This is a genomic window from Streptomyces tendae, assembly GCF_008632955.1.
Classification (GTDB): domain Bacteria; phylum Actinomycetota; class Actinomycetes; order Streptomycetales; family Streptomycetaceae; genus Streptomyces.
The window spans coordinates 2,672,730-2,697,119 of sequence record NZ_CP043959.1 but is presented as its reverse complement, the minus strand read 5'-3'; the positions used below and the strand labels follow the sequence as shown (position 1 = coordinate 2,697,119).

Sequence of the window (24,390 nt, the reverse complement as noted above, 5' to 3'; positions counted from 1 at the left end):
TCACGCCTCCCCGGTCGCGGGGTCGAAGCGGTAGCCGACGCCCCACACGGTCTGGATCAGCCGGGGCCGCGCCGGGTCGTCCTCGACCTTGCCGCGCAGCCGCCGTACATGGACGGTCACGGTGGACAGGTCGCCGAAGTCCCAGCCCCACACCTCCCGCATCAGCTCCTCCCTCGCGAACGCCCGCCCCGGATGGGCCAGGAGGAACGCGAGGAGGTCGAACTCGCGGATCGTGAGGGCGAGTTCGGCGCCGCGCTTGGTGGCCCGGCGGGCGGCGGGGTCGACGGTGAGGCCGACGGCGCCCAGCAGCCCGGCCGCGGCCGGCCCGGGACGGGTGCGGCGCAGCACGGACTCGACGCGCAGGACCAGCTCGCGCGGGCTGAACGGCTTGGTGACGTAGTCGTCGGCGCCGACCTCCAGGCCGAGGATGCGGTCGTCCTCGTCACCGCGCGCGGTGAGCATGATGACCGGCACCGGCCCCTGTCCGCGCATCCTGCGGCACACCTCCAGCCCGTCCATGCCGGGCAGCATGAGGTCGAGGACGACCAGGTCGGGCCAGTGGGCGGCGGCGCGGGCGAGCGCGTCGGGGCCGTCGCCGGCCCGGTCGACGACGTAGCCGGCGCGGTCCAGGTAGCCCGTGACGATCTCGGCGACGGTGGGGTCGTCGTCGACGACGAGGACCCGGGCTCCGGCCTCGCCGCTCGGTGGTGGCTGATCCATGCCGTCCAGCCTCGCACCCGGCGCGCGCGAACCGGCCGGGCGGGCGCCGACGTCCGTGTTTCGTAAGGAGGCGTTGCCCGGAATGCCCGTTTGGCGTTCGTAGGGTGAGAGCCGTGACCTCCTCCCCCTCCTCCCCGGAACCACCGGGCCCGGCGTCCGTGGACGTCGTCCTTCCCTGTCTCGACGAGGCCGCGGCGCTGCCGTGGGTACTGCGGCGGATCCCGCCCGGCTGGCGCGCGCTCGTCGTCGACAACGGCTCCACGGACGGCTCCGACCGCGTCGCCCGTGAGCTCGGCGCCACCGTCGTGCACGAGGCGCGGCGCGGTTTCGGCGCCGCGTGCCACACCGGCCTGAGCGCCGCCACGGCCGACATCGTCTGCTTCTGCGACTGCGACGCCTCGCTGGACCCGGCGGACCTGGTGCCGTTCGTCCACGAGGTCGCTTCCGGCACGGCCGACCTGGTCCTGGGCCGGCGCCGGCCGCGAGGGCGGGGCGCCTGGCCGCTGCATGCCCGGGCCGGCAACGTCGCCCTGGCCCGGCTGCTGCGCCGCCGCACCGGACTGCGGCTGCGTGACCTCGGCCCGCTGCGGGCGGCCCGGCGCGAGGAACTGCTCGCCCTGGACCTGACCGACCGGCGCAGCGGCTACCCGCTGCAGATGGTGGTGCGGGCCGCCGACGCCGGGTGGCGGGTCATCGAGCACGACGTGCCGTACACGCCGCGCACCGGCGCCTCCAAGGTGACCGGCACCTGGCGCGGCACCTTCCAGGCGGTGCGGGACATGAGCCGGGTGCTCCAGGAGCCCGCCGCGCGCGAGGGGGTGGCCTCGTGAGGTCGTCCGCGGTCACGCTGCTCGTCATCGCCAAGGAGCCCCGGCCGGGCCGGGTGAAGACCCGGCTGACCCCGCCGTTCACGCCCGAGGAGGCGGCGGCGCTCGCCGAGGCCGCGCTCGCGGACACCCTGGACGTGGTCGCCCGCACGCCCGCGGGACGCCGGGTGCTGGTGCTGGACGGGGCGCCGGGGCCGTGGCTGCCGGCCGGCGTCGAGGTCGTTCCGCAGGGCCGGGGCGGGCTCGACGAGCGGCTGGCCGCCGCGTTCGCCGGGTGCGACGGGCCCGCGCTGCTCATCGGCATGGACACCCCGCAGGTGACGCCGGAACTGCTCACCGTGGACTTCGCGGAGTGCGACGCCTGGTTCGGCCCGGCCGCGGACGGCGGCTTCTGGGCGCTGGGCCTGGCCGCACCCGACCCCGCGCTGCTGCGCGGGGTGCCCATGTCACGGCCGGACACCGGGGCCGCGCAGCGGCGGCGGCTGGACGGCCTACGGGTACGGGACCTGCCGTTGCTGCGGGACGTCGACACGGCCCGGGACGCGGCGGCCGTCGCCGGTGCGGCGCCGGGCGGCCGGTTCGCCACGGTGCTGGCCGAGCTGACGGCGGCCCGCCGGTGAGCGGGGCACGGGTGGCGACGACGCCCCGCCTCGGACCGCGGCGCACGACCGGCCGGGCGGTCCCGGCCGCGGACCGCGCCTGGTCGGCGGACCCCTACGCCGACGCCCTGCGCGCCGGGCGGGGCCCGCTGTTCCTGCGCCGTTCCGACGGGCGGCTGCTGCCGCTGGACGTGGAGCGCTGGTGCGCGGAGCCGGACGCGGCCGACCTGGAGGTGCTGGAACGCTGCGAGGGCGCGGTGCTGGACGTGGGCTGCGGCCCCGGACGGCTGGTGGCCGCGCTCGGCGCGCGGGGACGCCGGGTTCTCGGCATCGACGTCAGCGAGGCCGCGGTCGCGCACACCGTCCGGCGCGGCGGGCAGGCGGTGCCTGCCTCGGTCTTCGGCCCGCTGCCCGGCACCGGGTGCTGGGACACGGCCCTGCTGATGGACGGCAACATCGGCATCGGCGGTGACCCGGCCGCGCTGCTGGACCGGCTGGCCCGGGTCCTCACGGCGGGGGGTCTGCTGATCGCCGAGACGGTGCCGGACCCGGAGGTGGACGAACGGATCTTGGTCCAGGTCACCGACGCCCACGGCAGCCCCGGCGAGCTCTTCCCCTGGGCCCGCCTCGGCACCCCGGCGCTGCTGCGCCACGCACGGGCGCGCGGCTGGCACCCGGAGGACCAGTGGTCCACGCCCACCCGCACCTTCGCGGCCCTCCGGCCCCCGGCCCCGGCGCCCGCCGACACGACGAGGGGCGGCCCCCGCCGGACGGCCTAGGAGCGGGTCGCGGTCACGCAGCCGTCGGCCCCGGTCGCCGTGCCGACGGGCTCGCTGCGGTCGTACGGGTCGAGCAGGGCCTCGTCGGCGGGCTGCTCGTCGGCCCTGCCGAAGGGGGGATCGAAGTAGCCGGTCGGGCCGGAGCACCCGCCGTTGGTCAGGTCCAGCGAGTACGACACGAGCGACATCGTGTCCGGTTCGGTGATGACCTTGGACGGGTCGTCCCAGCTCATCACCACCTCGCGCCGGACGATCGTACGGACCACTTCCGCGTCCGCCCCGCCGTCACCGGCCGCCGGGGTGACCGGGTAGACGAAGGTGACGTCCGCCGTGACCTCGACGGCGCCCCGCTCACCCTCGCGGTAGGTGAGCCGGCCGCGCGTCTTGACGACGTCGCCGACCAGTTCGGCCTGGTCCGGGCGGAAGCGGCTGAACAGCAGCAGCGGGTCCGTCTCCTCGGTGGGCGTCGCCGACGACAGCGCGGCGCGCAGATACTCCCGCACGTCCCGCTGATGCGGATTCAGCAGCGCGGTCGCCCGCTCAGGACGCTTCCCGCGCAGCACACCGGAGTCGAGGCCGGCGGCCACCATGAACTCCTTGCTCCGCCGCAGCGCCCGCTCGACCTGGGCTGCGTCCATCCAGCCGGTGGCCCTGGCCGCCGGCACCGTGATCCCGTCGGCTCCGTCGGCCCAGCGGGCGGCGGGCGAGCCGCGGAACGGCTCGTCGGGCGTGGGGCGCAGGGCCCGCTCAGGGCCGGGGGCCGCGGTGGGCCGCTCCGACTCGGCGGCCACGGGCGCCCCGGCCGGGTCGCCGCCGTCGCCGCCGAACCATCCGACGATCTGCTGCGGGAACAACGCCACGAGGACCAGTGCGACGGCCGCGACCAGCCCGGTCACGTACCAGCCGGTCCGGCGCCCGCGCGTGGCCGGCGTGTAGGTACGCCACCCCTCCGGCCGCCCGCCGCCCTTCCGCAGCCGTGCCTGCACCTCGCGGGCGCGCGCGGACGGCTCCACGGGCGCGTCGCCCGCTCCGTCCACCGACTCGCGCAGGAACCGCTCCCACTCCTCGTCCGGCATGGACGACCCGCCCTGCCCCCCGGCCCCGCTCACTCGGCGGCCCCCTTCCCCCTCGGGCCGGCCCCCGGCCGGCCATGACGATCACCGCTCATCCTAGGACGCGTGGGGAGCACGCTCCGGCCGGTCCAGGGTCTGTCGGCGGATCACGTCGGAGGTGCCCGACGGCACTTCGGACCCCGCGTCTTCGGCATGATCCGTCGGACAGGTCCTACTGGTCCTCCGTCGCCGGCCGGCGACGGCCCGTGCGGACCGCGAACAGGACCGCCGAGCCGCCGAACAGCGCCGCCGTCACCAGCAGCCAGCGGGCCGCGAATCCGTCGGCGGACAGGGCGGTGACGGCCGCGTAGCGTTCCGACACCCGTCCGGTGATCAGCGGGAACCACACGAGGAGCAGCAGCCCGGACAGCGCGGCCGGCACCCGCACGTGGTTCACCCAGGCCGCGCGCCGGCCGGTCGCGGTGATCAGCGCCCGGTCGGCCGCCGCGTACAGCGGCAGCAGCACCAGGTCGTGGATCAGCGCGGCACCCACGAACCACACGGTGATCATCAGCCAGTCACCGTCGAGCAGCCGTACGCCCGCGTACGCGCACAGGGCGAACGAGCACAGCAGCACCAGCAGGTGGAACGGGCTGCCCAGCACCGGCCGGGGCACCCGGTTCAACGGGGAACGTCGCATGGCGGGCAACTCCTCACAGCTCACCGAAGGTCAGACGGTCGACCCACTTGGTGTTGAGCACTCCCGGGGCGGCGGGGACGATCACGCGGGCCGGGTGGCCGTGGTCCGGGGTGAGCTCCGCGCCGTTGACGAACAGGGCCAGCAGCGAGCGCCCGTCGGCGACCTGATCGGCGCTCAGCGCGGCGTGCCGCCAGGTGCCGCGCAGTTGCAGGGACTCCACGAACACGTCGACCGGGTCGTCGTGGCCGGCCAGCGCCGCGAGGTCCCGCAGCCGCACCCCGCGCCAGTCCTGGTCGGAGGTCGACCAGCCCTCGACACAGGCGATGGGCAGCGCGACGTCGTGCTGCGGCAGGGTGAGCAGTTCGGCCCTGCTGAGCCGTACGGTGCCGGTGCGCCCGGTGACGGTGAGCCGCCAGGCCTCCTCGGTCGTGTCGTCGGGGCGGATGCCCGCGTACTCGGCCGTCTTGTTGACCTGGAAGGCGCCCGGTCCGCTGCCCGGTTCGGGCCCGCCGTGCGGGGCGAGGACGGCCGTCTCGCGCAGCGGCCCGTCGAAGCTGCGCCCGGCGGAGGTGGCGACGAGCAGCAGCGAGCCACCGCCGACCAGGCCGAGCGCGCCGCGCCGGGACACGGTGGGCGGGTCGGGCCGGGGGGCGGCGAGATCCTCGACGGGCGCCTCGACCGGGTCCTCGTCCCCTGCCTCGCCGGCGCCCTGGCGCATCCGGCGCAGATTGCGGAAGGCCGCCGGCGCCTTCAGCACCGTGTGGGCGAGGAACGCCCCGAAGAACACCCAGGCGCCGTAGAAGTGCAGCGGGTAGAACGAGCCCGGGAAGATGTAGTCGAGCTGGACGTTGAGGATGCCGGTGGTGAACTCGAACAGCGCCCCGCCGACGAGGAGGAGCAGCGAGATCCGCTCCAGGGCGTGGGTGACCGAGCGGGCCGGCGGCAGGGTGAACAGCCTGGGCACGACCGACCACAGCTTGGCCAGCAGGACCGGCACCAGCGCGAGGCCGAGCGTGACGTGGACTCCCTGGGTCAGCCGGTACAGCCAGGGCGGATCGGTGGGCCAGGAGAAGAGGTAGAAGCCGAGGATTCCCTTGCCGGGTGTCCGGTCGTTGACCGGTGACAGATCCGGGTTGTACGCGGCGTACGACACCAGGCCCGTGACGAACATGACGGTGATGCCGGCGAGCAGGACCACGCCGAGCACCGACGTGAACCGGGGGCCGCGCAGGGGACTGCGCCAGAAGTCCGGTGCGAAGGGGCCGCGCGGGAGGCGGCCGAGGAGGGAAGACCGTGCCATGTGCCGACCGTAGGTCGGCCCCACCCCGGAAGAGGGCTCGCAACCGGTGACGAAACGCTGACGTCCCCGCTCGTCAGCCGCATGCCGCAGGGCCGGCGGCCTAGCGTGTGACGACGTGAAGCGCACCTCTCCCCGCACCGACCCCCGCGACCCGGTCCGCGGCTCCCGCGGCACGCTGCTCGACGGGTACGCCGTCGCCGCCGCCGCGGCGCTGGTCCTGGCCGCCGCCCTGGTCGGCACCCGCATCCAGGACCGTTACGGCACCCTCCGCGTGGGCTGGCCGCCCCTGGTGGGGAACTGGATGCCGCACGTCGGCCCGGGCACCCCGGCGGCGATCGCGGTCGCCGTCGCCGTCGTGGCGTACGGCCCGGCGCTGGCGGCCCGGCTGCCGTGGCGGCGGCTGCTGCTCACCGTGTGGGGCGGCGCGCTGGCCTGGACGTGGTCGCTGGCGCTGGCCGACGGCTGGTCCCGGGGCGTGGCCGGCCGGCTGACCACCCGGCACGAGTACCTCCAGGTCGTCGACCGGTGGCAGGACATCCCGGCGACGCTGCGGGACTTCCACGCGCACATCCTCATCGGCACCCCCGACAACTGGCCGGCGCACGTCGCGGGGCACCCACCGGGCGCCACCCTCACCTTCGTGCTGCTGGACCGGATCGGCCTCAGCGGCGGCGGCTGGGCCGGGGCGTTCGTCATCACGGCCGGCACCACGGCGGCGGTGGCCGTCCTGGTCACCGTGCGGCGGCTCGCCGACGAGGGTCTCGCCCGCCGGGCCGCCCCCTTCCTGGTTCTGGCCCCGGCGGCGGTGTGGGTGGGCACCTCCGCCGACGGATGGTTCGCGGCGGTCGCCGCGTGGGCGCTCGCCCTGCTGGCCCTCGCCGTCACGGGCTGCCGTCCGGCGTGGACGGGCCTCGGCTCCGGACTGCTGTTCGGGCTGACGCTGTACCTGTCGTACGGGCTGACGCTGGTCGCGGTGATCGCCGCGGCGGTGCTGCTGCTCGGCACCCGCCGGCTGCGGCCGCTGCCGTACGTGGCCGCCGGGTTCCTGGTCGTGCCGGCCGTGTTCACGGCGCTGGGCTTCGACTGGTGGGAGGCGTACCGGCTGCTGGTCACCCGCTACTACCAGGGCGCCGGCGGCGTGCGCCCGTACGGCTACTGGATCTGGGCGAACCTGGCGTGCGCGGTGCTGGTCGTCGGCCCGGCCACGGTGGCGGGGCTGCGCAGGGGCGGCGGCGTGCTGCTCGGGACCGCCCGGGCGGCCCTCCTGCGGGGTCCCGCGCCCCGGCTGGCGCTGCTGGTGGGCTCCGCGCTGCTGGCCCTGCTGATCGCGGACCTGTCCGGGATGAGCAAGGCGGAGACGGAACGGATCTGGCTGCCGTTCACCCTGTGGCTGCTGCCGGCGGGCTCCTTCCTGCCCGGTCCGCGTGGCTGGCTCGCCGGGCAGGCGGCGTCGGCCCTGCTCCTCAACCACCTGGTGCTGACCGGGTGGTGAGGAGCGGGCGTCGGATCAGGAATCGGCGGGCTGCAGGCTCAGCGAGATGCTGTTGATGCAGTACCGCTGGTCGGTGGGCGTCGGATAGCCCTCACCCTCGAACACGTGCCCGAGGTGTGAGCCGCAGCGGGCACAGCGCACCTCGGTGCGCACCATGCCGTGCGAGCGGTCCTGCACCAGTTCCACGGCGTCGGTGTCCTTCGGGTCGAAGAACGACGGCCAGCCGCAGTGCGACTCGAACTTGGTGTCCGAGGTGAACAGCTCGGCGCCACAGGCGCGACAGGAGTACACGCCCTCGGTCTTGGTGTCGGTGTACTCACCGGTGAAGGCGGGTTCCGTCGCCGCCTGGCGCAGAACGGCGTACTCGGACGGCGACAGCTCCGCGCGCCACTGCTCGTCCGGCTTCTCCACGTCGTACGGCATGAGGTTCCAGCCCCTTAGTTCGACAGACGGTCCAGGATGCGCGGGCCGAGGTCGGTGACGTCGCCCGCTCCCATGGTGAGAACCAGATCGCCGGGCTTCGCCATTCCCGCCACCGCCCCGGGGATCTCCGCCGCGTCGTGGACGGCCGTCACGTCCGCGCCGGCCGCCCGGGCCGCCTCGATGATCAGCTCGCTGGTGACCCCGGGGATCGGGTCCTCACGGGCCGGATAGACGTCCAGCACCAGCGAGGCGTCGGCCAGGGCGAGGGCGATGCCCATCTCCTTGCCCAGCTCGCGGGTGCGGGAGAACAGGTGGGGCTGGAAGACGACGAGGATGCGGGCGTCCCCGGCGGCGGCGCGCATCGCCTCCAGGTCCGCGGTCATCTCGGTCGGGTGGTGCGCGTAGGAGTCGATCACCTGGACGCCGGCCGCCTCGCCCTTGAGCTGGAGGCGGCGCTTGACGCCGGTGTACGCGGCCAGCGCCGGGGCCAGCTCGGCGGCCGGGATGCCGAGCGCCACGCCCGCGGCGAGCGCGGCCACCGCGTTGTGGGCGTAGTGCCTGCCGGGCACCGACACGGTGAAGGTGAGCGGGGCGCCGTCCAGCTCGACGGTCACCTCGCTCTTCAACCCCTGCGGGACGACCGAGAGCACCTTCACGTCGGCGTCCGCGGACTCGCCGTACGTCACGGTCCGCACCGAGCCGTCCAGCCGCCGGGTCAGCTCGCGGGCGCCCTCGTGGTCCGCGGAGATCACCAGGGTGCCGCCCGGCACGATCCGGCCGACGAACGTCTCGAAGGACTCGTGGATCTCCTCCATCGACGCGTAGTTGGCGTGGTGGTCCAGCTCCACGTTGAGGATGATCGCGACCTCGGGCGCGTACTTGTGGAAGCTGCGGTCGGACTCGTCGGCCTCGGCGACGAAGATGTCGCCCGCGCCGTGCAGCGCGTTGGAGCCGGGGGCGTCGAGGTCGCCCCCGATGGCGTACGACGGCTCACGGCCCAGCTCGGTGAGGGAGACCGCCAGCATGGAGGTGGTGGTGGTCTTGCCGTGGGTGCCGGCCACCGCGATCGGGCGCAGGCCGTCCATCAGGGCGGCGAGGGCGTCCGAGCGGTGCACCACGGGGATGCCCAGCTCGGCTGCGCGCAGCAGCTCGGGGTTGTCCTCGCGGATCGCGGAGGAGACCACCACGCAGCTGGCGTCGTCGGCGAGGTGCCCGGCGGCGTGGCCGATGTGCACGGTGGCGCCCAGTCCGCGCAGCGCCTCGGCGGTGGCCGAGTCCTTGGCGTCGCTCCCGGCCACCGCGGCGCCCCGCTGGGCGAGGATCTTGGCGATGCCCGACATCCCGGCGCCGCCGATGCCGATGAAGTGCGGTCGGTCCATGGCGGTAGGAAGGCCGGGTGCCATGCGTGTTCTCCCAGTGGTGCGACGAGCGGGACGACGGTCTTCGCGCCCTCGCGGGAGAGCCGGGAGAGCGCCGGCCCCAGCCTATGCCTTGCTGTGCGAGAAGAGTTTCAGCACCGGCACCCCGACCTTGTGGCGGGCCCGGGAGGCCCAGTCCCGGTGGAAGAACTCCTCCACGTAGTGCGGGTCGGTCAGGACGATCACCTCGTCGGCGCCGACCTCCTGGACCAACTTGCGCAGAGCGTCCAGCGGGTGGTTCTCGACCAGGTGGCCCTCGGCGGTGTCGCCGGTCGTGCGCAGCGCCTGGAGGGACACCGCCAGCGCCCGCTCCCCCATGGACCGGGCCTCCTCACCCTCGGGCGTCTCGCCCTCGCGCACGGCCTCGTCGAGCTCGCCGAGCGCGACGTCGTCGATGGCTCTCAGCAGCCGGTCGGCCTGTTCGCCGCGCGGCTGGAGCAGGACGTGGAAGGAGACCGGCTCGTCGCCGTGCAGGGTGGTGACGAACTCCACGTCGGCGGACGTCAGGGCCTTCTCGATCATCAGTACGCTTGTGAACACCAGGCGCCCCTTACTCCTCGGAGGACCCTCGGGCCCTCGCTGCTCCGTGGGCCGAGCCAGGCCCCCCGGAGATCATCCTTCCCCGTGCGGGCGCGAGTACGGCCGGGAATCAGTCTCGCCCGTCACCGCGCGGGACGGGCGGGTCGTTCCGCCGATCGCCGGACCGGCGGAAACCGGGTTCTCCTCCTTCCGGCGGGCGCGCCCCGGCCGAACCGGTCAGGTCCGGCGGTAGCGCGTGAACAGGAAACCGTCCTCTTCCAACATCGACGACAGCGCGAAACGCCGCGGCAGTGTCACTGTCGGTCCGCCGGCGATCCGCTGGGCGTCACCTGCGGTGAGCATCGGCGAGACCGTCAGGCACAGCTCGTCCAGCACCCCGGCGGCGACCATCTGGCCCAGCAGCCGGGGACCGCCCTCGGTCAGCAGCCGGGTGTGGCCCAGCTCGGCGAGCGCCCGTACGGCCCGCTCCGGGTCGACCGCGGCGCCCTCCCCGGCGACGACCACCCGGGCACCGGCCTTCTCCGCGGCGGCGACGCGCACCGGGTCGGCACCGGCGCCGGTGAGGACCAGCGTCGGTACCAGCGGGGAGGTGAACAGGGGCAGCGAGAAGTCGAGGTCCAGGCTCGCCGTGACCACCGCGATCACCGGCGCCGGCGTCTGTCCGGCGGCCTCCCGGGCGGCCGCGAACTCGGCGCGGGCGCGGGCCGGGCGGTAGCCCTCCTGCCGTACCGTCTCCGCGCCGACCACGACCACGTCCGCCAGTGCCCGCAGCACGCCGAAGATCCGCATGTCGGCCGGGCAGGAGATGGGCTGCGAACGGCCCGCGTGCTGGGCGGCGCCGTCGAGGGTGGACACCATGTTGCCGCGCAGCCACGGCACGCGGCCCTCCGGGCCGGGCTCGGGGTAGGCGTACGCGGCGGCCAGTTCGGCCGGACTCCACTCCCGGCCGGCCGGCCCGCCGGTCGCTGCCGTCTCGCCGGTGGCTGCCGTCTCGTCGGTCACGTCGGTCACGGGGAACAGGCGTCGCATGTCAGGCAGTCTTCCACGCCCCGTACGATGGGGGACCGTGTCGTCCTCCGCAGCCTCCCGTCCCGGTCCCCTGGCCGACGTGACCCCGCTCTCGCTGTCCGCCCGCGAGCCGCACGTCCCCGCGGACCGGCTCGTCGCCGAGATGGTGCCGCCGCCGCGGTTCGACGCCGTCCGCTTCGACACCTACATACCCGACCCGAACCAGCCGAGCCAGACCGAGGCCGTGCGCGTCCTCGAGGGCTTCGCGGCGGGGCTCGGCGGAACGCCGGGCGGGGACTCGGGCCGGCGCCGGCTGTTCGGCTTCGGCAAGACGGCGAAGAAGGCACCGTCCGGGCCGCGCGGGGTCTACCTCGACGGCGGCTACGGCGTCGGCAAGACCCACCTGCTGGCCTCCCTGTGGCACGCCACCCCGGCCGAGCCGGCGCTCAAGGCGTTCGGCACGTTCGTGGAGCTGACCAACCTGGTGGGCGCGCTCGGCTTCCAGCAGACCGTGAAGACCCTCTCCGGGCACCGGCTGCTGTGCATCGACGAGTTCGAGCTGGACGACCCGGGCGACACCGTGCTGGTGTCCACCCTGCTGGGCAAGCTGGTCGAGGCGGGCGTCGCGCTCGCCGCCACCTCCAACACCCTGCCGGGCAAGCTGGGCGAGGGCCGGTTCGCGGCGGCGGACTTCCTCCGTGAGATCCAGGGCCTGTCGGCGCACTTCCGCGCGCTGCGGATCGACGGCGAGGACTACCGGCACCGGGGACTGCCGGACGCGCCGCCGCCGTACTCCGACGACGTGGTGACGCGGGTCGCGCACGCCACCGAGGGCGCGTCGCTGGACGCCTTCCCCGAGCTCCTCGACCACCTCGCGCGGGTCCACCCCAGCCGCTACGGCGCCCTCACCGACGGCATCGGCGCGGTGTGCCTCACCGGGGTGCGGCCGGTGCCGGACCAGTCGACGGCGCTGCGGCTCGTGGTCCTCGCGGACCGGCTGTACGACCGTGAGGTGCCGGTGCTGGCGTCGGGGCTGCCGTTCGACCAGCTGTTCAGCGAGGAGATGCTGAAGGGCGGCTACCGCAAGAAGTACTTCCGTGCCATCTCACGGCTCACCGCGCTGGCCAGGGACGCCAAGCGGCTCGCCGACACCGTCTGACCCACGCGCCGACCGCTCGCTGCACGCACGTTCGGCGCTCGGCCGGGTCATCGGTGATCACGGCCGCGTTCACGCCATCCCACCCGCCCTTTTCGGGCTCTTCCCGGCGTGGCTCACCGATGTGACCCTGCAAACGGCCACGCAGGGTTACGGTGTTTCTTGACCAACCGTTGACCAAGCGTGTGCCTGCGGTGCGGGGTGTGAACCACCTTGACCGGTACGCGTGTTGCGAGGTCGGGCGACCGGCTGCCACACCCCCGGCCCTTGCCGTCGCTTTACCTCCGCCGCCGGAGCCGGGGCCCTTGCGGCCTTTGCATCCGTGCATACGGTCCGTCAAGCACGGGCCATGGATCAGCGGACCGGTCCTCGTCATGCCCGTCCGACGCGTCCCCACACGCGCCAGGAGGAAACAGATGCACCGCCCTTTCGCCGACCGCCCCCGTACCTCCGGCCGACGCCCTGACCCGACGGCCCGCCGCACCGCGGACCGGTTCCCCGGCGCCGTACCCCCCTCCGCGCGGTCCTCCGCACTCTCCTCCGCTCGCCCTTCCGCCTTCCGCTCCGCCGACGTCGAGCGCGCCGCCGCCACCGGCCCGCGCCGGACCCGGTGAGGGCGCGCGTGTTCCGCTTACCCCACCTGCGGCAGGACCTCGCCGCCTCGCTCGTGGTCTTCCTCGTCGCCGTCCCGCTGTGTGTGGGCGTCGCCGTCGCCTCCGGGGTCCCCGCCGAACTCGGCCTGGTCACCGGCATCGTGGGCGGCCTGGTCACCGGGGTGCTGCCGGGCAGCAGTCTCCAGGTGTCCGGCCCGGCCGCCGGACTCACCGTGCTGGTGTACGAGGCGGTGGACACCTACGGACTGCCCGCGCTCGGCGTGATCGTGCTGGCCGCGGGCCTGCTGCAACTGGTCATGGGCGCCCTGCGGCTCGGGCGCTGGTTCCGGGCCATGTCGTTGTCGGTGATCGAGGGCATGATGGCCGGCATCGGCCTGGTGCTGATCGCCGGACAGCTCTACGCGGCCGCCGGACTGGAGGCGCCCGCCGGCGGTGTCGACAAGATCCTCGGACTGCCCGGGGCCGCCGCGGACGTGCTCGCCGGCCGGGAGGCGCTCGCCTCGGCGGCCGTCGCCGCGGGCACGGTCGTGGTGATGGTGCTGTGGCGGCGGCTGCCGGGACCGGCCGGGGCCGTGCCGGGGCCGCTCGCCGCGGTGCTGCTGGCGACGGCGGTCACGGCGGCGTTCGGCGTGCCGGCCGCCACGGTCGAGGTGCACGGGCTGATCGACGCCGTCCAGCCGCCCGGCGGGAGCGCCTTCGGGGCGCTCGCGGACGTGGGGATGCTCGGCACGGTCGTGGCCTTCACCCTCATCGCCTCCGCCGAGAGCCTGTTCAGCGCGGCAGCTGTCGACCGGCTGCACAGCGGTCCGCGCACCCGGTACAACACGGAGCTGATGGCGCAGGGCGCGGGCAACACGGTGTGCGGGCTGCTCGGCGCGCTGCCGATGACGGCGGTCATCGTGCGCAGCTCGGCCAACGTCCAGGCGGGCGCGAGGACCAAGGCCGCCCGGGTGCTGCACGGGGTGTGGCTGCTGCTGTTCGCCGCGCTGCTGCCGTCGGCCCTCGCGCTGATCCCGCTGCCCGCGCTGGCCGGCATCCTGATCCACGCGGGCTGGAAGCTGATCCCGTTCCGGGGGCTGGTCACGCTGTGGCGGGGGCAGCGGGGCGAGGCACTGATCCTGGTGGTCACGGCCGTGTCGATCGTGGTGGTGAACATGTTCGAGGGCGTGCTGATCGGCCTGGCGCTGTCGGTGGTGAAGACCGCGTGGGAGTCCTCGAAGGTCAAGCTGGAGGTCATGGACAAGGGCGCGGGCCCGGTCCAGGTCCACCTCTCGGGCAACGCCACGTTCCTGCGGCTGCCGAAGATCCTCGACACCCTGGAGTCGCTCCCCCAGGACCGCCCGGTCGAACTCGACCTCACCGGGCTGCACCACCTGGACCACGCCTGCAGCACGGCGCTGCACCACTGGGCCGACCGCCACAGCGCCCCCGACACCCCGCCGGTACGGCTCACCACGTGACAACCGCCGCCGGCGGCGGCCGTTCGAGGGGTGCCGGGGCCGGGACACGAGTGGTTCGCGTGGTTCCCGGGACCGGCACCAGGTGATAGACACGGCTGGGTCACAGTTCCTGTCCGCCAGCAGGAAGGTTTCCCCATGTCAGAAAACGGGTCCCCCCACGGCTCCACGGCAACCCGACGCCAGATGCTCGCCCGTTCCGGTGCCCTGGGTGTCGGAATCGTCTTCACCGGCGCCCTCTCCGAACTGTTCACCGGCACCTCGGCCGCACAGAACCTCGGCCACTCCGGCTACGGCCCCCTGGTCCCCGACCCCCACGGGCTGCTCGACCTGCCCAAGGGGTTCCGCTACACCGTGCTCTCCAAGGAGGGCGACCAGCTCCGCTCCGGAGAGGGGCCCGTTCCCTCCAACCACGACGGCATGGCCGCCTTCGCCGGCCGGCAGGGCCGCGTCCACCTGGTCCGCAATCACGAGAACCGCGCGACCGGCAGAGTCCCGGTCCCGGTGATCGACGGACTGACCTACGACCCCGAGGGCAAGGGCGGCTGTACCGCCCTGACCCTCGACCGGAGCGGCCGTGTGCTCTCCGAGCGGGTCGCGATCGCCGGTACGGCCGTCAACTGCGCGGGCGGCCCCACCCCGTGGCACACCTGGCTGACCTGCGAGGAGACGGAGGACAAGGCCGGCACCAACGGCTACGCCAAGGACCACGGCTTCATCTTCGAGGTCGACGGCGCCGACCCGCGCCGCACCGGCGCCGTACCGCTGACCGCGATGGGCCGCTTCCAGCACGAGGCGATCGCGGTCGACCCGGGGCGGGGCGTGGTCTACGAGACGGAGGACGCCTTCGAGCGCCCCTTCGGCCTGTTCTACCGCTTCCTGCCGAAGAAGCCGCTGGGCGGCACGGGCTCGCTGCGCGCGGGCGGCAAGCTGCAGGCGATGCGGGTGCCCGGGGTGCCGGACCTGTCCTCGATCCAGGAGATCGGTGCCCGCTTCGACGACATCGAGTGGGTCGACGTCCCCGACCCGCTGGCCGTCGAGACGCCCATCCGCTTCCAGGACTTCGGCCCGAAGGGCATCACGCACGCGCAGAAGCTGGAGGGCTGCTACTGGGGCGGGGGCTCCGTCTACTTCGTGTCGTCCTTCGCCCGCAGCGCCGACGGCTCGGCCGCCGACCACTACGGCCAGATCTGGCGCTACGACCCGGACCGGCGCCGCCTGACGCTGGTGATCGTCTTCGGCCCGGACACCGACATCCAGCTGCCCGGTGAGTCCCCGGACAACATCTGCCTCGCGCCCAGCGGCGGTCTGATGGTGTGCGAGGACGGCGGCGGCGCCCAGCACGTCTACGGCGTGACCCGGCGCGGCGAGGTCTACCCGATGGCCCGCAACCGCCAGAACGTCGGCACCCCCGAGGAACCGGAGTGGGGCGAGTTCGCCGGCGTCACGTTCTCCCCGGACGGCCGGACGATGTACGTCAACTGCTACGACCCCGGCACGACGTTCGCCGTGACCGGACCCTGGCGCCGGTAGCACCGTCACGGCCGGGGCGCAGGGCGTGACGTCCTCCGCCCCGGTGCCGCGGGTGCGCCGCGGCCAGGTGTGACCCGGACGGCTCACACCTGGCCGCCGGTGAACCCCGGACACCGGGGTACCCGGCCCCGCATGACGCAGAAGCAGCACACGGGTGACTCGTACTGGCTGAGCACCGCACCGGGCGGGGAGCGCCGTCCCGCGCTCGCCGAGGACCTCGACGTCGACGTGGCCGTGATCGGCGGCGGCATCGCCGGCCTGTGCACGGCGTGGGAGCTGACCCGGGCCGGCCGGAGCGTCGCCGTCCTGGAGGCCGGGCGGGTCGCGGCGGGCGTCACCGGACACACCACCGCCAAGATCACCGCGCTGCACTCGCTGGTCTACGACAAGCTGCGCCGCACGCGCGGCAGCGAGGGCGCGCGGCTGTACGCCCGCTCGCAGTCGGAGGCGATCGAGCGGACCGCCGAGGTGGTGGCGGAGCTGGGCGTCGACTGCGACTGGGAGCGCCGCAGCGCGTACACCTACGTCCGGGACGGGAACCGGGTGGACGAGCTGCGCGCGGAGGCGCGGGCCGCGCGGGAGGCGGGGCTGCCCGCGTCGTTCGTGACGGAGACCGGGCTGCCGTTCCCGGTGGCGGGCGCGGTGGTGGTGACGGACCAGGCGCAGTTCCATCCGCGCAGGTACCTGCTGGCGCTCGCGGACGACATCGTGGCGCACGGCGGACTCGTGTACGAGGACACCACCGTCCTCGGCCTGGAGGAGGGCACGCCCTGCCGTCTGTCGACCTCGACCGGGGCCTCCGTGACGGCCCGCGACGTCGTGGTCGCCACCCACTACCCGCTCTTCGACCGCGCGCTGCTGTTCACCCGCCTCTCCCCGCGCCGCGAACTGGTCGTCGCCGGTCCCGTGCCGGCCGGGCTGGACCCGGACGGGATGTACATCACCCCCGACGAGAACACCCGCTCGGTGCGGACCGCCCCCTACGGCGACGACGGCTCCCGCCGGCTGCTGGTGGTGACCGGCGAGCACTTCACCCCGGGCACCGGTGACACCCGGGCCCGCTTCGACCGGCTCGCGGACTGGGCCCGCGGGCACTTCCCCGGCGTGGAGCTCACCCACTTCTGGGCCACCCAGGACAACGACCCCACCGACACCGTGCCGATGGTCGGGCCGCTACACCCGGGCGCCGACCACACGTACGTCGCCACCGGCTTCGGCGGCTGGGGCATGAGCGGCGGCATGATGGCGGGCCGGCTGCTCACCGCGCAGATCACCGGCGGGGAGTGCGCCTGGAGCGGGCTGTACGACCCGCGGCGCCTGGCCTCCGCGGTCCGTGAGGCGCCCGCCTTCCTCAAGCACCAGGCGCAGGTGGCCAAGCACTTCGTCGGCGACCGGCTACGCCCGTCGCCGCCGGTGGAGGCGCTGCCGCCCGGGGAGGGCGCGGTGGTCCGCACGGAGGACGGCCGGCTGGCAGTCTACCGCGACGACGACGGCGCTCTGCACGCCGTGTCCGCCCGCTGCACCCACATGGGCTGCCTCGTCGACTTCAACGCGGCCGAGCGCGCCTGGGAGTGCCCCTGCCACGGCTCCCGTTTCGACACGGACGGCAAGGTCGTCCAAGGCCCGGCGACGCGGCCGCTGGAGCGCCGGGACATCTGAGCGGGGCGTGACGGCGGGGCGGCCCCTTGGCCCGGGGCCGACCCGCCGGTCGGGTGAGCGCGCCGTTCCCTCCGCACGAGCTGCGACGATCACCGCCGAGGGTCGCCGTATTGTCATACGGTGATCACACTTTCACGCCGTGTCATCGCCGTCTGTGCCCTCGCCGCCGCCCTGGCCGCCTGCGGCACCACCGCCGGGCCCGCCGCGCACCCTCCCGCCCCCGCGCCCTCCCCGGCCGCCCCGTCGGCTCCGCCCACGCTCGCCGCGGGCCCCGCGGGTGTCACCCCGGTCTTCGAGCACGGCCCCCGGGACGGCGGGAAGACCGTCGCCCTCACCTTCGACGCCGACATGACCGCCGACCAGGGCCCGAGGGCCGCGGCCGGCGAGCACTTCGACCATCCGCGGCTGATCGGGACGCTCCGCGCGCTGAAGGTGCCGGCCACCGTCTTCATGACGGGCCGGTGGGCCGAGGAGTACCCGGACCAGGCCCGCTCCATCGGCCGGGACCCGCTGTTCGAGGTCGCCAACCACTCGTACAGCCACTACGCCTTCACCGCCGACTGCTACGGCCTGCCCACGGTCACGCGGGAGCGGATGCGGGCCGACGTGGAGCGGGCGTACGAGGTGTTCCGGACCGCGGGCGTGCCCGATCCGATGCCCTACTTCCGCTTCCCGGGCGGCTGTTACGACCGGCGGGCACTCAAGGCGCTCACCCCGGCCGGGGTCACCGCCGTGCAGTGGGACGTCGTCGGCGGGGACGCGTTCGCCACGGACCCGCAAGCGGTGGCCCGGCAGGTGCTGGACGGGGTGCGCCCCGGCTCGGTGGTCGTCCTGCACTGCACGCGCAGCGCGGCCCCGGCCACGGAGGAAGCGGTACGGACGGTCGTCCCGGAGCTGCGCCGCCAGGGCTACCGCTTCGTCAAGGTCTCCGAGCTGATCGGCGCCGCGAACGGGCGCGGCTGAGCGTCCTACGCTGGAGGTATGAGCGACAACGGCACCGACCGCGACTACTGCCTCGTCCGCACGGAGACGCCCCCGAAGGCGGACGGCCCGCCGTACGCGGCGTGCGTGCTCTGCCAGGAGCCGACGGAGTACCCGGAGACGTACAAGGGCATCACCCTGTGCCCCACCTGCGAATGGCGCGAAGCAGAACGCACGGCCTGCTCCGGCTGACGGACACGTTCGGATCCGACGCGGCGGGCGGTGCGGTCAACCGCGTCGGAGACGCTCCGCGAGCACCTGCGAGGGCCCGCACAACCACCGCAGCGATCGCGCGTTCCGGTAGGTCGTCCGAGGGGCGCCGGTCGCGTTCGCTACTTGCGCCTCGGTTCGTCACGCGCCTGCTGGAACGCCTCGGAGACCGTCTCCACCGCGCCGGACAGCAACCCCTTGGCCACTCCCTTGGAGCCCGACTCGCGCATCTTCCCCGGGAGTTCGGTCAGCCCGGCGGGCTTGCGCGGCCCCGCCTCCAGGTCCAGCCGGTTGCACGCCTCGGCGAAACGCAAGTAGGTGTCGACGCTGGCCACCACGATGCGAATGTCGATCTTGAGTATCTCGATCCCGACCAGTGACACGCGTATGAACGCGTCGATCACCAGCCCCCGGTCCAGGATCAGCTCCAGCACGTCGTAGAGACCGCTGGAACCTCCTCCGCCACGCTGCGGCACCACCTGGGTCATCGCTCATCAGCCCCTTCCCCCCACCCTCGTGCCCGCTCGGCGCCCCTTGATGTCTGACCGAGCCGGCCGTCACGGCCGGCGTCCGGCTTGGCACACTGGGCGGGTGAACGACGACCGGACGACGCCCGACCCCGACAGCCCCTTCCGGCCCGACCCGGGCTCCCGTGACGAGGCCCCCCAGTTCGTGCTGCCCCTGGTGGTCCGCATCGAGCGCGGCTCACCGCCGGCCCGCACGGACGCCCTGGAGACGGCCGCCCGCGCGGTCCTGGTGATGCTGACCGACGAGCGCTCGGTGGGCGACGGCGAGTGGGCCCGGGCGGTGCGGGACTGGCAGGACGCCCGCATCCGCAAGGTGGTGCGCCGGGCGCGCGGCGCGGAGTGGCGGCGCGCCGAGGCGCTTCCCGGGATCACCGTCACCGGCAAGGCGGCCGAGGTGCGTGTCTTCCCGCCGGTCCCCCTGGACGGCTGGCCGAAGGACCTGGCCCGTCTCCAGGTCTCCGGCACGGACCTCGACGACCCGGACCCGGTGCCCCCGGCCGACCCGGCGTCCCCACGCTCTGGCTGAACCCGCGCTGGGATGTCGGCCGGCAAGGCCATGGCCCAGGCCGGTCACGGTGCCCAACTGGCCTGGTGGGAGCTGCCGGACGCGGCCCGTGAGGCCTGGCGCGCGGCCGGCTTCCCGCTCGCCGTGCGCACCGCCGACCCGGCCGACTGGCCCGCGCTGACCGGCGGGGGCCTGCCCATGGTGCGCGACGCCGGCTTCACGGAGATCGCCCCGGGGTCGTGCACCGTGGTCGCGGACCACCCGGCGCTGCGCTAGCTCCGGCACCGTCCGGCCCGCGCCGGCTCCGACACCGCCCGGCCGCGTCCGCCCGGCCCCGTCCGATCGGCCCCGTCCGATCGGGTCCGCCGACCGGGTCCGCCGACCGGGTCCCCCGGATGGGTGTGCGGCCGTGCGGCGGCGGTGGGGCCGCCGGAGGCTGAGCCCATGCCGACACGACGTACGACAGCCACTGCTGCCCTGCTGTCCGGTGCCGTCCTGCTCTCCGCCTCCCTGGCCGCCTGCGGCCCGGCGGGCGAGGGCGGCGCGGGAGGCGGAGGCGGCGAGGAGGACGACCGCGGACGGATATGGGCGCAGTCCCTCGACTGGAAGGACTGCCCCGCCCCGTCCCCCTTGCAGGGCGGCGGAGACGCGCCCGAGCCGTTGCCGGACGGCACCCGCTGGCAGTGCGCCACCGCGCGGGCGCCGCTGGACTGGGACAGACCCGACGGCGCGACGACCGAGCTCGCCCTGATCCGGGCGGCGTCCCGCGCGGACACCGCCGACCGCATCGGCTCGCTGCTGTTCAACTTCGGCGGGCCGGGCGAGTCCGGGGTGGCCACGCTGCCCGCCCTCGCCTCCGACTACGAGCACCTCCGGTCCCGCTACGACCTGGTGAGCTTCGACCCGCGCGGGGTCGGCGCCAGCGACGGGGTCACCTGCCTGGACGCCGAGGCGGCACAGGCGATGGCCGAACAGGACGACACCCCCGACGACGGCGAGGCCGAGGTGGCCGCCGTGCTGCGGGCGCGGGAGCAGTACGCGGCGGCCTGCGCACAGGAGTCGGGCCGGATGCTGCCGCACGTGGGCACCGAGGACGCCGCCCGCGACCTGGACCTGCTGCGCCACCTCCTCGGCGACGACAAGCTGCACTACTTCGGCATCTCCTACGGCACCGAACTCGGCGGCGTGTACGCCCACTTGTTCCCCCGCCACATGGGCCGGGCCGTCCTGGACGGGGTCGTCGACCCCACGCTGAACCAGATGGAGGGAGCCCTGGCGCAGGCCGCCGGGTTCCAGCTCGCCTTCGACCACTTCGCCCAGTGGTGCGTGGACACCGGGTGCGCGCTCGGCGACAGCTCCGAGGAGGTGGCCGGCCTCGTCATGGAACTGGAGGCGGCCCTGGACGACGAGCCGCTGACCGTCGGCGGGGAGAGGGTGCTCACCGGATCCCAGCTGATCGACGCCGTGATCCAGGCGCTGTACCTGGAGACCGCCTGGCCCGCCCTGGAGGTGGGCCTGGAACTGCTCGCGGCCGACGAGGGCGCGACCCTGCTCGGTCTCGCGGACGCCCTGAGCGGCCGCCACGCCCGGGGCTACAGCGACCAGCAGGACGCCCGGACCGCCGTCACCTGCGCCGACCGCGGCGACCGCTACACCGTGGACGACGTGCTGGAGCAGGCCCCCGCGTTCGAGGAGGCGTCGCCCGTGTTCGGGGACACCATGGTGTGGGGCGCGCTGGAGTGCACCGGCTGGCCGGTGCGCGGCAAGGCCGAGCACCCGGACGTGCGGGCGCCGGGCGCGCCGCCGGTGCTGCTCGTCGGCAACACCGGTGACCCCGCCACCCCGTACGGGGGTGCCGCGCGGATGGCCGAACGGCTCGGCGAGGGCGTCGGCGTGGAACTCACCTACGAGGGCGAGGGCCACGGCGCGTACGACTCCGGCAACACCTGTGTGCGTGAGGCCGTGAACGCCTACCTGCTGGAGGGCGCGGTGCCGGCCGCGGGGACCGTCTGCGAGCGGGAGCCGCTGCGGGGCAAGGGGTGACACCGGTCCGGTACCGGCACTGAGACCGCCGAGCCGGCCCGCCGGGCCCGTCGTGAACGGGCCCACCGGGCCGGCTTCGTCGTGCCGCAGGTGCGGGGGCCCCGGGCCGGCTTCGTCGTGGCGCAGGTGCGGGTGTCGGCGTGGCGCTCTCGTCCCGGCGTCGGGGCCGCGCCGGGGGTTCTCCTGCCCCGTGCACACCTCTTGCCGTGTTCATGTCGGGCGGTGTACCAATGAGGCGCGCGGAACTTGAATGTTGTTCATGTTTTGCCCGCCGGGGGCCGACCGACCCTGAGGAGCAGCGTATGACCGCGAAACGTCCTCCGTCGCGCAGCCGCCGGACCGTCCTGAAGGCCGGTGCCGTCACCGGCCTCGGGCTGGCGGGCGCCCATCTGGTCGCCCCGGGCGCCGCTGCCGCCGCCGCGGGAGGCGGCGGCTACCTGGTCGGCCGGGGCATCTCCGACGCCACCGGTGAGGTGGCCGAGGTCGGCATGATGGGGTACGGCCGGTTCGACCAGCAGGCCGCGGGTCTGCACACCCGGCTGCGGGCACGGGCGTTCGTGGTGGTCGAGGAGGCGAGCGGCCGCCGTGTGCTGCTGATCGTCGCCGACTCCCCCATGATCTTCGAAAGCGTGCACCGGGCCGTGCTGCGACGGCTGAAGCAGGCGTACAGCGACCTGTACACCGAGCAGAACGTGCTGATCACCGCCACCCACACGCACGCCGGTCCCGGCGGATACTCGCACCATCTGCTGTACAACACCACGACGTTCGGCTTCCACAAGGCGACCTTCGAGGCGGTGGCGGACGGCCTGTTCGAGGCGGCGCGCAACGCCCACGAGGACCTCGCCCCCTCCGAACTGCTGCTGAGCCACGGCACCTTGACCGGCGCCAGCGTCAACCGCTCACGGACCGCCTTCGACCGCAACCCGAAGACCGACCGCGACCACTTCCCCGACGCCGTCGACCCCCTCACCACGCTGCTGCGGGTGGAGCGGGACGGCCGTACCGTCGGGGCGGTCAACTGGTTCCCGGTGCACGGCACCAGCATGTCCGGCGACAACCGCCTGATCAGCGCCGACAACAAGGGCTACGCGGCGTACCACTGGGAGCGCGAGGTCCACGGGGTGGACTATCTGGCCGACGGCTCCCCGGCGTTCGTCTCGGCGTTCGCCCAGACCAACAGCGGCGACATGTCCCCCAACCTGGACCTCGTTCCGCCGACGACGCCCGCCGACTTCGAGTCGACCCGGGCCAGTGGGCTGCGGCAGTACGAGGCGGCCGCGGCCCAGGCGGAGGGGCCCGGCGCACCGCTGGCGGGCCCGGTCGACTCCCGGCTGGTGTACATCGACCTCTCCGACGTCACGGTGCGCCCGGAATTCACCGGTGACGGGCGGACCCACCGGACGTCCAAGCCGTGCGTCGGCGCGGCCATGGCGGCGGGAAGCCTGGAGGACGGGCCGGCCTTCCCCGGGTTCGACGAGGGCGAGAACCCGTTCTGGGACGCGATCTCCAACTCCCTGATCTACACGGTGTCCCAGGAGCTGAAGCAGGCGCAGGCACCGAAGGACGTCTTCGTGCCGATCGGGGAGATGAACCGGATCTACCCGTGGGTGCAGGAACGGGTGCCGGTGATGCTGGTGCGCATCGGCGCCCTGTACCTGATCGGCATCCCCGGCGAGGTCACCGTGTGCGCGGGTCTGCGGCTGCGGCGCACGGTCGCCGGGATCGTCGGCGCCCCTCTCGACGACGTCCTGGTCGCCGGGTACAGCAACGCGTACTTCCACTACGTGACGACGCCCGAGGAGTACGACGCCCAGCAGTACGAGGGCGGCAGCACCCTCTTCGGCCGCTGGCAGCTCCCGGCGCTCCAGCAGACCGCGGCCGAGCTGGCGGTCTCCCTGCGCGACGGCACGAGCCTGCCCCTCGGCCCCGAGCCGCCGGACCTGACCGGCAAGGCGCTCGCGCTGCAGCCCGGGGTGGTCCTGGACGCGCCGCCGCTGTTCCGGAAGTTCGGTGACGTGCTGGTGAGGCCGCGGGAGACCTACCGTCCGGGTGAGCGCGTCGAGGTGGTCTTCGCGGGCGCCCACCCCGGCAACGACCTGCACCGCGGCGACACCTACCTGCGGATCGAGCGCCGGGACTCCGGCGGCGCCTGGCACACCGTCGCCGACGACGGCGACTGGACGACCCGCTTCCAGTGGGCCCGCGACGGCGTCGCCGCGTCCAAGGTCACGATCACCTGGGACGTCCCCCAGGGGACCCCCTCGGGCACCTACCGGGTCGTCTACCACGGCGACGCGAAGAGCCTGGGCGGGAAGGTCTCCCCGATCACGGGCGTGTCGACGGCCTTCCAGGTGCGTTAGACCTGCGGCCGGCGGCCGCACGACGCCCGGATCCCCGGCCGTCGCCCGACCGGCCGGACACGTCCGGTCCAGTTCCGGCGAGGTACGCCAGGACGGCCCGGGAGGGGGGCGTTCGAGCGTGCCCCAGGGGAGACGCCTTCTTCCCGGGCCGACGCCGGCCTCCTGCTCCATGAGCCGTCCCGCGGCCACGCGGACACTGCTCGCGGGTGTCACAGCGCCACCCCGGCCGTCAGCAGTACCCCGAGTACCGCAGCCAGCGCTCGCGCACGCCCGCGCACCACGAGGCCATGGCGAGCGCGAGAGCCGCTGCAATCGTCGTGTGCCCGCTGGGGTAAACGGGCGGCCGTCGGTGCCCTCACCGTGAGGGAGGGTTCGCCGTCGCGGCGCCCGAAGCCGTCGTCCGGCGGCGGTTCCGACGCCCGCTGCGACGGACCACCCCGAACCTCAAATGTTCCTCTGAAGGCGGCCGGAGGACGGTTCGGGC

Annotated in this window: 21 protein-coding genes and 1 pseudogene; 13 read left to right on the top strand and 9 right to left on the bottom strand. The window is 74.3% G+C overall.

The genetic code is table 11. From position 1 onward, the window contains the following. Positions 1-720, bottom strand: coding sequence for a response regulator transcription factor (locus F3L20_RS12530; RefSeq protein WP_150154404.1), 720 nt, complete (start codon positions 718-720; stop codon positions 1-3). 104 nt (positions 721-824) lie between these two features. Between F3L20_RS12530 and F3L20_RS12525 the strand changes: the two genes are divergently transcribed. The 3 genes from F3L20_RS12525 to F3L20_RS12515 are packed head-to-tail and all read left to right on the top strand — an operon-like array spanning position 825 to position 2,925. Then, complete coding sequence (locus F3L20_RS12525) at positions 825-1,550, top strand: glycosyltransferase family 2 protein (protein WP_150154402.1); 726 nt, start codon at positions 825-827, stop codon at positions 1,548-1,550. After that, entirely contained in the window at positions 1,547-2,167 is a 621-nt protein-coding gene (locus tag F3L20_RS34510; protein WP_150154400.1) for a TIGR04282 family arsenosugar biosynthesis glycosyltransferase, read from the top strand. The genes F3L20_RS12525 and F3L20_RS34510 overlap by 4 nt, the downstream gene beginning before the upstream one ends. 11 nt (positions 2,168-2,178) lie before the next feature. Continuing rightward, positions 2,179-2,925, top strand: coding sequence for a class I SAM-dependent methyltransferase (locus F3L20_RS12515; protein WP_240810888.1), 747 nt, complete (start codon positions 2,179-2,181; stop codon positions 2,923-2,925). Here the strand turns inward: F3L20_RS12515 and F3L20_RS12510 are convergent. The 3 genes from F3L20_RS12510 to F3L20_RS12500 form a co-directional block, all read right to left on the bottom strand. Next, positions 2,922-4,001, bottom strand: coding sequence for a hypothetical protein (locus tag F3L20_RS12510; protein WP_150157311.1), 1,080 nt, complete (start codon positions 3,999-4,001; stop codon positions 2,922-2,924). The two genes, F3L20_RS12515 and F3L20_RS12510, sit on opposite strands and share 4 nt — an antisense overlap. A gap of 208 nt (positions 4,002-4,209) precedes the next feature. Then, a complete protein-coding gene (locus tag F3L20_RS12505; RefSeq protein ID WP_150154396.1) occupies positions 4,210-4,677 on the bottom strand; it encodes a hypothetical protein in 468 nt (155 codons plus the stop codon). 13 nt (positions 4,678-4,690) lie between these two features. Beyond that, entirely contained in the window at positions 4,691-5,977 is a 1,287-nt protein-coding gene (locus tag F3L20_RS12500; RefSeq protein ID WP_150154394.1) for a molybdopterin-dependent oxidoreductase, read from the bottom strand. Between the two features lie 115 nt (positions 5,978-6,092). On the opposite strand from F3L20_RS12500, the gene F3L20_RS12495 reads away from it, so the two are divergent. Beyond that, on the top strand, positions 6,093-7,469 hold the full coding sequence (locus F3L20_RS12495; protein ID WP_150154391.1) for a hypothetical protein: 1,377 nt from the start codon (positions 6,093-6,095) through the stop codon (positions 7,467-7,469). 15 nt (positions 7,470-7,484) lie between these two features. Here F3L20_RS12495 and msrB read toward each other — a convergent pair whose 3' ends face one another. The 4 genes from msrB to F3L20_RS12475 all read right to left on the bottom strand — a co-directional run bounded on the left by msrB (position 7,485) and on the right by F3L20_RS12475 (position 10,879). Next, complete coding sequence (gene msrB, locus F3L20_RS12490; protein WP_145828742.1) at positions 7,485-7,892, bottom strand: peptide-methionine (R)-S-oxide reductase MsrB; 408 nt, start codon at positions 7,890-7,892, stop codon at positions 7,485-7,487. Positions 7,893-7,906: 14 nt separating this feature from the next. Then, positions 7,907-9,295: a UDP-N-acetylmuramate--L-alanine ligase gene (murC, locus tag F3L20_RS12485; protein WP_150154389.1), complete on the bottom strand. Its 1,389-nt coding sequence runs from the start codon at positions 9,293-9,295 to the stop codon at positions 7,907-7,909. A gap of 81 nt (positions 9,296-9,376) precedes the next feature. Further along, the gene (locus tag F3L20_RS12480; protein WP_186568370.1) at positions 9,377-9,850 is read right to left on the bottom strand and encodes an indole-3-glycerol phosphate synthase; all 474 of its coding nucleotides are present in this window, start codon (positions 9,848-9,850) and stop codon (positions 9,377-9,379) included. Between the two features lie 216 nt (positions 9,851-10,066). Then, positions 10,067-10,879, bottom strand: coding sequence for a pyrimidine reductase family protein (locus tag F3L20_RS12475; RefSeq protein ID WP_150154387.1), 813 nt, complete (start codon positions 10,877-10,879; stop codon positions 10,067-10,069). Between F3L20_RS12475 and zapE the strand changes: the two genes are divergently transcribed. The 6 genes from zapE (at position 10,878) to F3L20_RS12445 (ending at position 18,450) form a co-directional block, all read left to right on the top strand. Then, positions 10,878-12,017 (top strand): cell division protein ZapE, encoded by a 1,140-nt coding sequence (gene zapE, locus F3L20_RS12470; protein WP_150154385.1) that lies wholly within the window; start codon positions 10,878-10,880, stop codon positions 12,015-12,017. The genes F3L20_RS12475 and zapE overlap by 2 nt on opposite strands. Before the next feature lie 619 nt (positions 12,018-12,636). After that, a complete protein-coding gene (locus tag F3L20_RS12465; RefSeq protein ID WP_150154383.1) occupies positions 12,637-14,088 on the top strand; it encodes a SulP family inorganic anion transporter in 1,452 nt (483 codons plus the stop codon). A gap of 135 nt (positions 14,089-14,223) precedes the next feature. Next, positions 14,224-15,618, top strand: coding sequence for a PhoX family protein (locus F3L20_RS12460; protein WP_150154381.1), 1,395 nt, complete (start codon positions 14,224-14,226; stop codon positions 15,616-15,618). 132 nt (positions 15,619-15,750) lie between these two features. Beyond that, positions 15,751-17,277: an FAD-dependent oxidoreductase gene (locus F3L20_RS12455; RefSeq protein ID WP_150154379.1), complete on the top strand. Its 1,527-nt coding sequence runs from the start codon at positions 15,751-15,753 to the stop codon at positions 17,275-17,277. A gap of 120 nt (positions 17,278-17,397) precedes the next feature. After that, entirely contained in the window at positions 17,398-18,240 is an 843-nt protein-coding gene (locus F3L20_RS12450; RefSeq protein WP_150154377.1) for a polysaccharide deacetylase family protein, read from the top strand. Positions 18,241-18,258: 18 nt separating this feature from the next. Then, a complete protein-coding gene (locus tag F3L20_RS12445) occupies positions 18,259-18,450 on the top strand; it encodes a hypothetical protein (RefSeq protein WP_150154374.1) in 192 nt (63 codons plus the stop codon). Positions 18,451-18,590: 140 nt separating this feature from the next. Here the strand turns inward: F3L20_RS12445 and F3L20_RS12440 are convergent, their stop codons facing one another. Beyond that, entirely contained in the window at positions 18,591-18,956 is a 366-nt protein-coding gene (locus tag F3L20_RS12440) for a gas vesicle structural protein GvpA (protein WP_145828731.1), read from the bottom strand. A 103-nt stretch (positions 18,957-19,059) separates the two neighbouring features. Between F3L20_RS12440 and F3L20_RS12435 the strand changes: the two are divergent. From F3L20_RS12435 to F3L20_RS12425, 3 genes and pseudogenes are all read left to right on the top strand, one after another. Beyond that, a pseudogene (locus tag F3L20_RS12435) lies at positions 19,060-19,776 on the top strand (peptidyl-tRNA hydrolase). 168 nt (positions 19,777-19,944) lie between these two features. After that, the gene (locus F3L20_RS12430) at positions 19,945-21,543 is read left to right on the top strand and encodes an alpha/beta hydrolase (RefSeq protein WP_150154372.1); all 1,599 of its coding nucleotides are present in this window, start codon (positions 19,945-19,947) and stop codon (positions 21,541-21,543) included. Between the two features lie 302 nt (positions 21,544-21,845). Continuing rightward, on the top strand, positions 21,846-23,906 hold the full coding sequence (locus tag F3L20_RS12425; RefSeq protein ID WP_150154370.1) for a neutral/alkaline ceramidase: 2,061 nt from the start codon (positions 21,846-21,848) through the stop codon (positions 23,904-23,906). The last annotated feature ends 484 nt before the right edge of the window (positions 23,907-24,390 follow it).

What these genes read in the sequence shown, in the direction of transcription:
- F3L20_RS12440 (WP_145828731.1), bottom strand. Translation starts at nt 18,956, where the DNA reads ATGACCCAGGTGGTGCCGCAGCGTGGCGGAGGAGGTTCCAGCGGTCTC.
- F3L20_RS12475 (WP_150154387.1), bottom strand. Translation starts at nt 10,879, where the DNA reads ATGCGACGCCTGTTCCCCGTGACCGACGTGACCGACGAGACGGCAGCC.
- F3L20_RS12445 (WP_150154374.1), top strand. Translation starts at nt 18,259, where the DNA reads ATGAGCGACAACGGCACCGACCGCGACTACTGCCTCGTCCGCACGGAG.
- F3L20_RS12455 (WP_150154379.1), top strand. Translation starts at nt 15,751, where the DNA reads ATGACGCAGAAGCAGCACACGGGTGACTCGTACTGGCTGAGCACCGCA.
- F3L20_RS12510 (WP_150157311.1), bottom strand. Translation starts at nt 4,001, where the DNA reads ATGCCGGACGAGGAGTGGGAGCGGTTCCTGCGCGAGTCGGTGGACGGA.
- F3L20_RS12530 (WP_150154404.1), bottom strand. Translation starts at nt 720, where the DNA reads ATGGATCAGCCACCACCGAGCGGCGAGGCCGGAGCCCGGGTCCTCGTC.
- F3L20_RS12430 (WP_150154372.1), top strand. Translation starts at nt 19,945, where the DNA reads ATGCCGACACGACGTACGACAGCCACTGCTGCCCTGCTGTCCGGTGCC.
- F3L20_RS12505 (WP_150154396.1), bottom strand. Translation starts at nt 4,677, where the DNA reads ATGCGACGTTCCCCGTTGAACCGGGTGCCCCGGCCGGTGCTGGGCAGC.
- F3L20_RS12425 (WP_150154370.1), top strand. Translation starts at nt 21,846, where the DNA reads ATGACCGCGAAACGTCCTCCGTCGCGCAGCCGCCGGACCGTCCTGAAG.
- murC (WP_150154389.1), bottom strand. Translation starts at nt 9,295, where the DNA reads ATGGCACCCGGCCTTCCTACCGCCATGGACCGACCGCACTTCATCGGC.
- zapE (WP_150154385.1), top strand. Translation starts at nt 10,878, where the DNA reads ATGTCAGGCAGTCTTCCACGCCCCGTACGATGGGGGACCGTGTCGTCC.
- F3L20_RS12500 (WP_150154394.1), bottom strand. Translation starts at nt 5,977, where the DNA reads ATGGCACGGTCTTCCCTCCTCGGCCGCCTCCCGCGCGGCCCCTTCGCA.
- msrB (WP_145828742.1), bottom strand. Translation starts at nt 7,892, where the DNA reads ATGCCGTACGACGTGGAGAAGCCGGACGAGCAGTGGCGCGCGGAGCTG.
- F3L20_RS12460 (WP_150154381.1), top strand. Translation starts at nt 14,224, where the DNA reads ATGTCAGAAAACGGGTCCCCCCACGGCTCCACGGCAACCCGACGCCAG.